This window comes from Barnesiella sp. CU968, from assembly GCF_905219685.1.
GTDB lineage: Bacteria > Bacteroidota > Bacteroidia > Bacteroidales > Muribaculaceae > Lepagella > Lepagella muris_A.
The window spans coordinates 1-8,610 of record NZ_CAJMXD010000102.1 but is presented as its reverse complement, the minus strand read 5'-3'; the positions used below and the strand labels follow the sequence as shown (position 1 = coordinate 8,610).

The window sequence follows — 8,610 nt, the reverse complement described above, 5'->3', positions numbered from 1 at the left end:
AGGTGAGCGAAGGACTTAGCGTGAGAGGCGGATTCCCGGTTGAACAGAAACTGATGAATCAGTGGTGCCTGCGTGTATCGGCATATGCTCCCCGCCTTCTTGATGACCTGAACGGTGTTGAATGGTCGGAGTCCCTCAAAGAGACACAACGCAACTGGATCGGGCGCTCCGAGGGTGCAGAAATGCGCTTTCCGGTTTCAGGGAAAGATATTGAGCTGGAAATATTCACTACCCGCGCCGACACCATCTTCGGTGTCACTTTTATGGTGCTTGCTCCGGAATCGGCATATGTTGCACAACTTACTTCTCCGGAACAGAAAGATGCAGTCGATGCTTACCTCAATGAGGTTAAACACAAGACCGAACGCGAAAGGCAGATAGACAAGAAAGTGTCGGGGGTGTTCACCGGCTCTTATGCAATCAATCCGCTTACGGGAAAGGAAATTCCCGTTTGGATCAGCGACTATGTGCTCGCCGGTTATGGCACCGGGGCAATCATGGCAGTTCCTGCACACGATTCCCGCGATTACGCGTTCGCACGCCATTTCTCACTGCCCATTATTCCACTGATAGAAGGAGCTGACGTTTCCGAACAAAGCTTTGATGCCAAAGAGGGCAAGATGATCAATTCATGCGGTACGAAACTCGACCTCAACGGACTTGATGTGAAAGAAGCCATAGCGAAAACTAAAAAATTCATTGAGGAAGAGGGACTCGGCAAGGTCAAGGTAAACTATCGTCTGCGCGATGCCATCTTCTCGCGCCAGCGTTACTGGGGCGAGCCGTTCCCTGTTTATTACAAAGACGGTACAGCCTACCTCATGGAGGAGTCGGCATTACCACTACAGCTTCCTGCCGTTTCAAGCTACCTGCCGACAGAAGACGGACAGCCTCCTTTAGGTCGTGCGGAAAACTGGACAACACCTGAAGGATATCCCATCGAACTTTGCACCATGCCCGGCTTCGCGGGATCATCGGCATATTATCTCCGTTATATGGATCCTCGCAACAACAATGCATTGGTAAGCAAGGCAGCTGATGAATACTGGCGCAACGTAGACCTATATGTAGGAGGTGCCGAACATGCCACCGGGCACTTGATATATTCCCGTTTCTGGAACAAGTTCCTGTACGACCTCGGTATTGTTGTTGAACCGGAGCCGTTCAAGAAACTCGTGAATCAGGGTATGATCCAGGGACGCTCAAACTTTGTATACAGGATAAAGAACACAAACACGTTCGTGAGTTTCGGACTCCGCAAGGAACATGACACCACTTCGATACGTGTGGATGTAAATATCGTCTCGAACGATGTTCTCGACACCGAGGCGTTCCGCAAATGGCGCCCGGAATATGCTGATGCCGAATTTATACTTGAAGATGGGAAATATATATGCGGATATGCAGTGGAGAAGATGTCTAAATCCATGTTTAATGTTGTTAATCCGGATGATATCGTAGAGTGCTATGGAGCGGATACGCTCCGCCTATATGAGATGTTCCTCGGTCCGGTAGAGCAGTCGAAACCCTGGGACACCAATGGTATTGATGGTGTAAACCGCTTCCTCAAGAAGCTTTGGGGACTTTTCGAGAAAGCAGACCTTTCAGCAGAAAAGGAGATGAGCAGAGAAGAGAAGAAAGCTGTGCACAAGCTCATCAAGAAAATAACGGAAGATATAGAGAACTTCTCTTTCAACACTTCCATTGCCGCCTTCATGATAGCCGTCAACGAACTGACTTCTCTGAAATCAACCAACCGGGAAGCTTTGGATACAATCACACGCCTTATCGCACCGTTCGCACCACACATCGCCGAGGAGTTCTGGCATCGCCTCGGACACGAAGGCAGCGTGGTCGACTCCATTTGGCCTGTCTATGACGCCCAGGCATTGGTTGAAGACACTATGAAATATCCGGTCAGCTTCAATGGCAAGACGCGTTTCATGGTTGAGGCTCCGGCAGATGCCTCACGCGAAGACGTTGAGAAGCTTGCGCTATCAGACAGCAATGCCACCCGCTGGCTCGACGGCAAGACTCCTAAAAAAGTCATCGTAGTACCCGGCAAGATCGTCAATATCGTCATCTAACCAATAGACACAACTTTCCTCAAACCACAGTGAGATTTTTTCCAACCACTTAAAACCACACAACAACCACATTCTCACATGAATGAAAATACCGTTTGCGACAAAAGTGCGGACCTGATGTATAACATAAAACGCTTGTGTATAAAAATTCACAGAACGTTTGGATTCGGGCTTCTTGAAAATGCATATCGGAAATTATTGGTTGCATTATTGAAAAAAGAAGGATACGAAGTGCTGGAAGAGGTTCCGATCCCGATTTCTTTTGAAAACGTCAGAATTGAAAATGCTTTTAGAGCTGACATTATTGTGAATAATTCAATAATAATTGAACTTAAGGCAGTGGAAGAATTGAACAAATCGCATTTCTTACAATTAGCCACATACCTTCAATTATCAGACATACCTCAAGGACTTTTAGTTAATTTTCATTCTCCTGATATATTCAAAGGAATGTTCACAACCGACCTTAATGAGCTAAGGAAGAAATATTCACCTTATAATTATGGTAAAGTCTTCTAAACTGGCAACATATTCCGACAACCTGATTATCTTAAAAAAAGAAGTTTCTTAATAACAGATATGGTTGTTATCTGGTTGATTGTGGTTGGAATAAAATAATATTTGGTTTGATTTAGAATTAGTTTGGAATGAAATATTTAGGAATTATATTGTTTGCTGTGGCAGCATTTGCCACAGCAAATGGTTTGGCGAAGGGTCCGGAAAACGGAGCAAGGAGCCCCAAGCCGCAATGGATGAAAAACGCTGTGATATATGAGGCAAACCTCCGTCAGGGCACAAAGACAAGAGACCTCAAAGGGATGCAGCTCGAGATTCCCCGCCTCAAAGATCTTGGAGTGGATATAATATGGCTTATGCCAATACACCCCATCAGCGAAAAGAACCGCAAGGGAACACTCGGATCATATTATGCCGTGAAAGATTACAAAGCTGTGAATCCGGAGTTTGGCACAATGGAAGACCTCAAGGAATTTGTGCGCACCGCCCATGCCCACGGCATGAAGGTGATTCTTGACGAAGTCTGCAACCATACAGGCTGCGACAACGCATGGGTCACGGAACATCCGGAATATTACGCCCGCAATGAAAAGGGGGAGATGTTCGGTCCGTTCGACTGGACAGACACCTACAAACTCGATTACTCCAACCCGGCGACACGCGCTGCGATGATCGACGTCCTCAAATTCTGGATCAGAGAAGCGGACATCGACGGATACAGATGCGACGTTGCGGGAGAAGTGCCAACGGATTTCTGGGAAGAGGCTCGTCCTCAGCTACAAGCAATAAAACCCATCTTCATGCTTGCAGAGTCATCTACCCCGTCACTGATGCGCAAGGCTTTCGACGCAGACTACGCATGGCCGATGAAAGATGTGTTTAATGCAATAGCCGCCACAAAAGGAGTTAACAAATATGCGGAAGAGAAAAAACTCAATCTTCCCAAAATGACTGCTGCGGACATACCGGCACTTATAAAACGTCAGAAAACCGAGTATCCCCGTGGAAGCGTGCACATGAACATGATCACCAACCACGACCTCAACTCCTGGGAAGGAACGGAATTCGAGCGGTTCGGACCCGCCACGGGGGCATTCGCCGTGTTAAGTTACACATTACCGGGCATGCCGATGATATACACCGGACAAGAAGTCGGCTTCGACCATGCATTCGCATTCTTCGAACACGATTCTATACAGCCTGATTACACGGAAAATGAATTTACGGCATTCTATCGTATAATGAATGCACTTAAACATCACAATACCGCACTCGGCACCGACGAACGCATCGAGAACACCAACTTCATATCCACATATGACCCGGATGTCCTGACATTCACCCGTCAGAACGGCAAAGACAAGATATTCGTCACTGTCAACCTTTCCAACACGGTCTCGCCGCTGTCGTTCGGTCGCCGCGAACCCTATCTTGTCGGACTCAGAGACATATTCTCCGGTGAGGAAGCCGCTCTCCCCAAAATGCTCCAGCCATGGCAATACATCATATTGTCAACCCCGTATGACGGCATGACACCTCCTCCGGCAGTCACGACAGGGCATACGACATCATTATCCGGAAGCTACAGGGTGAAGGCAACCACCCGCGACTCCGGGGCACGTCTCCGCGAGCTGGCGCATGCCAGAAGCGGGCACACACCTGCTCACAAAGCGACTTCGGAGACAGCAGACATAGCGGCTGCAACTTCGGACGCTTATTCTGTTTCCTCCACAAACGATGTGGCGGCAAGCGTCGGCACATCCGCCGGGAAATCCACTGCAGGTTTCGGAGGATTCAATCTCGCAAAGCCGGACACCATCCGCAAACCGGTGAAGAACATCCGCAAGGCATCCGCCGAACCAAAGTTCCGCCACGTCAGCAAATAATCGCCGGATAAAATTTAGCGATGAATTAAAAAGCTTGTTTAAGATTATAATTATTATATTTGTGATTATTATAATCATAATAATTTGCATCCATGGACAAATTATTGGCAAATCCCTTTGTGGCAGGCAGATATATAACTGATTATTACTTCTGTGACAGAGAGACTGAAAGAAACCGGCTATGATAAATCCCTCAGCTGCAAAAATATTGATTGTCACGGTAATATACAATCAGAAGATAACCGGCACAAATGTCTACAAGACATTATTGTCGGAGGAGGAATCTGTGTATATTCATGACAACTCCCCGAATCCGCAACATACTGACGGTCTGCCGGAAAGCTGGAAATACTTCTCTGATCCCTCCAATCCGGGATTGAGCGCGGCATACAACAGAGCCGCCGGATACGCCGCCGCCAACGGCTACGACTGGCTGCTGCTCACAGATCAGGACACCATATTTCCGGAGAATGCCCTTGCAACATACAGGCGTGATATAGGAGAACATACAACCCAGCGGTTGCTTATCCCCTCAGTCAAGATTCCCGACGGCAGATATATCTCGCCCGTAAAAAGCAGGTTTTATTTCCCCAGACCTTCTACGCGAAAGCCTGTCCCGGGTAAAATAGAGCTAAAGGAATACGCGGTGATAAACAGCGGCATTCTGGTTACTACAGACAGTTTCATAAGTTGCGGAGGATATAATGAAAATGTCTTCCTCGACTTTTCCGATTTCCAGTTTGTCGAAAGATTCGCTTCAAAATATCCGGAAGCATGGTTAATGGACATGACATGTATTCAGAATTTCAGCAACATCTCGGATTCAACTGAAACGAAATTGACTCGCTTCGGACTCTTCTGCCGCTCTCTGTCGGGATATTCGTCATTGAAAACTTTCGGGAAACCTATGATTGCCGCAGTTGTCTTGAAAAGAGCTGTAAGTCTCTGCTTGTCCGCAAAGTCTCTCAGACCATTATCAATATTTTTTACTAATTTCAAACCTTATATTAAAAAATTATGATTTCCGTCTGCATGGCTACCTATAACGGCGAAAAGTATATAAAAGACCAGATTTCATCCATATTGTCTGAAATTAGCGATGAAGATGAACTAATTATTTCGGATGACGGATCAATTGACCGGACATGCGAAATAATCGAGTCTTTTCAAGATAAACGAATAAAACTATTTCACAATAGCTCAAATCACGGTGTAAACGGGAATTTTGAGAATGCCTTGCGACATTCCAAAGGTGACTATATTTTTCTGTCAGATCAGGACGATGTCTGGATATCTGGCAAAGTAGAAGTTTGCATGAAAGCGTTAAAAAACAATTGTTGCGTTGTTCACGATGCAATCATAACCGACAGCAATCTTCGACCGGAGTATTCATTCTTTAAATCCCGCAAATGCAAGTCAGGTTTTTTTCACAACTGGTTAAGAAATGGATATTTGGGTTGCACGATGGCTTTTCACAGAGAAATTCTCAATTTTGCTCTGCCTATTCCACCCAATCTACCTGTGTGGCACGATATCTGGATAGGCTCAATATGTGAAATAAAACACAATGTCAAGTTTGTTCCATTTAAGGGTATAAAATTCAGACGACATAATTCAACAACCTCTATAACATTCAAGGGAAGTTTTACGTTACATAAAAAGATTAGCTATAGAATGATACTTCTCTGGCATTTATTTAAAAGACTTAACCTTCATCGATGAAAATTTCAATAATTACAACCTCATTCAATAGCGGGGCAACGATTAAAGACACGATAGAAAGTGTTTTGTTGCAGACTCATACCGATTTTGAACATATCATCATTGACGGAGGATCTACAGACAATACCATCCAGATTGTACGTCAGGCTGAAAACAGATATCTCGGACGGCTGAAATACATAAGCGAGAGAGATAACGGCATATACGATGCCATGAACAAAGGACTAAGAATGGCAACCGGGGATATTATCGGAATACTAAACAGCGATGATTTTTTTTGCGATTCAGATGTTTTAAAAACGATAGCTGACAACATCCGCGATGTAGATGCAGTGTATGGGGATTTGGTTTTTGTCAATTATGCTGATTCTTCAAAAATAGTCAGGATATGGCGAGGCTCACAATTCAAGAGAGGGGGATTTTTTCGAGGATGGCATCCGGCACACCCCACATTTTATGTTAAAAAAGAGTGTTATGATAAATTCGGAAAGTTTGACACGACATATGATGTATCTGCCGATTTTGAGTTGATGTTGCGTTTTCTTGAAAAAGAAGGAATCTCCAACAGATATATACCTAAAACTTTTGTAAAGATGCGTATGGGCGGAGAAAGCACACGGTCAATACATAATATAATCAAAGGGAATCAGAACATTCTTAGAGCATTTAATAATAACGGTTTTAAAGTTTCCCGTTTTTATATAGTAAGACGACTTTTTCCGAAAGCAGTTAACATGTTGAAATATAAATTAAGACACAAATCGATTTAAGAAATGAACCAGAGGCGGAATCGTTCTCAAACAGCCTCGCTGGCTGTAAAGCGCACATTGGATATAATCTTTGCATTGGCAGCAATAATTATATTCAGCGGTCCTTGTATTATAATTGCATTCCTGATATGGGCAGAAGATAAACAGACACCTATTTTTAGTCAAGAAAGAATCGGGAAAGGGGGTATCCCTTTTATACTATATAAATTCAGATCTATGCGGGTAGATGCTGAAAAAGAAGAAGGTCCGACTTTGTGTAGCGATGATGACAATCGACAGACCAATATAGGACGCTTCATCAGAGGACATCATCTTGATGAATTCCCACAGCTTTGGAATGTGTTGAAAAGCGACATGAGTTTTGTAGGCTATCGGCCAGAACGCCGTTACTTTATAGATAAGATTATAGCAGTAAATGCTGATTACAACCGATTGTTTTCCACACGTCCCGGATTGTTCTCTAACGCCACATTGTATAATGGTTATACAGATACTATGGAGAAGATGCTCATTCGGCTTGAAATGGATCTTGACTATTTGGAAAACCGCACTTTATGGCTTGATGTGAAGATTATCGCAAAAACTGCAATCTTCATTATAAGCGGGAAAATTTTCTAAAACATACTGCTTACACATTGCATATATCGAAAACCGAAATCTGTGCACTATATCAGGTTTAATATGAAGTTTGTAGATTTTTAATGCAGGGCATAACCAAAATGCCGAATTCCAAAGAATGTAAGTCTGAGTATCTGACACAACTAAAACTTCACAAAATCGAAAAATGTATCGACAATCTGGAAAAAACCATTTACAGTAAATAATAAAATAAGATTTTATTGGTTTATTATTAAGGATAATAATATATTATAATACACACCAACATCTGGAACAAGGCTATAGGAGTGAACAACGTAACCAAATATCATCTTTATTTCGCAAATCCATTTATCCTCAACGGTGTAACATGGCTTTTTGTATGGTTGCTGTATAATTTAGGTTGGAGCCGCCTGTTCCCGCCTTTATCTGAAGAACTTACGTTCTTTGTAATATTTACCTCAATTATATCCATTTGCATAGGTGTAGCAACATTAAAAAGACATACAATCTCATTCAGACCACTTAAGAATCCCAAACACAAACCATTGGTAATTTGGCTTGTGATATTTTATTTACTATTCTTAATTGAGGCAGCCGTCGCAGGAACGGTTCCATTGATTGGTTATGCAACAGGAAATGTTACAATCGAATACTCGGAATTCGGATTGCCCATTATTCATGTAATAATAGTGAACGGAATATCGGCATTGTGCACATATGCTACATATTGCTTAAAATCAACATCTGTAAAAAAGGACAAGTTCAAATTTTTGGTCATATGTGTTTTCACATTTGTCCCATTTTTTTTAATGTTTAACAGAGGTGGAATCATAGCAAATATAATCGGAATATTGATATTGTCTTTAGTCACATCAAAAAGACCGATCAGGCTTTTGCTAAAATGCATGATATCACTGATTGCCTTACTTTTCCTGTTCGGATTGGCAGGAAATATCAGATTCGGGAAATCAGGCATGGAAAAATTCGCTCAGGTTGCCAAACCATCTGACACATTCACGGAAACCCATA

At 43.3% G+C, this 8,610-nt stretch carries 8 protein-coding genes; all 8 read left to right on the top strand.

From position 1 onward, the window contains the following. The coding region (leuS, locus tag JX312_RS05725; RefSeq protein WP_204457352.1) for a leucine--tRNA ligase at positions 1-2,087 on the top strand (2,087 nt) is incomplete at its 5' end. Positions 2,088-2,165: 78 nt separating this feature from the next. Further along, positions 2,166-2,606: a GxxExxY protein gene (locus JX312_RS05720; protein ID WP_123406439.1), complete on the top strand. Its 441-nt coding sequence runs from the start codon at positions 2,166-2,168 to the stop codon at positions 2,604-2,606. 128 nt (positions 2,607-2,734) lie between these two features. Then, positions 2,735-4,489 carry an alpha-amylase family glycosyl hydrolase gene (locus tag JX312_RS05715; RefSeq protein ID WP_204457351.1) on the top strand — a complete coding sequence of 585 codons (1,755 nt, stop codon included), beginning with the start codon at positions 2,735-2,737 and terminating at the stop codon, positions 4,487-4,489. Between the two features lie 181 nt (positions 4,490-4,670). Beyond that, positions 4,671-5,510 carry a hypothetical protein gene (locus JX312_RS05710; RefSeq protein WP_204457350.1) on the top strand — a complete coding sequence of 280 codons (840 nt, stop codon included), beginning with the start codon at positions 4,671-4,673 and terminating at the stop codon, positions 5,508-5,510. Then, positions 5,507-6,211: a glycosyltransferase family 2 protein gene (locus JX312_RS05705; RefSeq protein WP_204457349.1), complete on the top strand. Its 705-nt coding sequence runs from the start codon at positions 5,507-5,509 to the stop codon at positions 6,209-6,211. The genes JX312_RS05710 and JX312_RS05705 overlap by 4 nt, the downstream gene beginning before the upstream one ends. Beyond that, positions 6,208-6,981: a glycosyltransferase family 2 protein gene (locus tag JX312_RS05700; RefSeq protein WP_204457348.1), complete on the top strand. Its 774-nt coding sequence runs from the start codon at positions 6,208-6,210 to the stop codon at positions 6,979-6,981. Before JX312_RS05705 ends, JX312_RS05700 begins: the two co-directional genes overlap by 4 nt. Positions 6,982-6,984: 3 nt before the next feature. Further along, positions 6,985-7,599, top strand: a complete 615-nt coding sequence (locus tag JX312_RS05695; protein WP_204457347.1) for a sugar transferase — start codon at positions 6,985-6,987, stop codon at positions 7,597-7,599. 287 nt (positions 7,600-7,886) lie between these two features. Continuing rightward, on the top strand, positions 7,887-8,610 hold a 724-nt coding region (locus tag JX312_RS05690), incomplete at its 3' end, for an oligosaccharide repeat unit polymerase (RefSeq protein ID WP_204457346.1).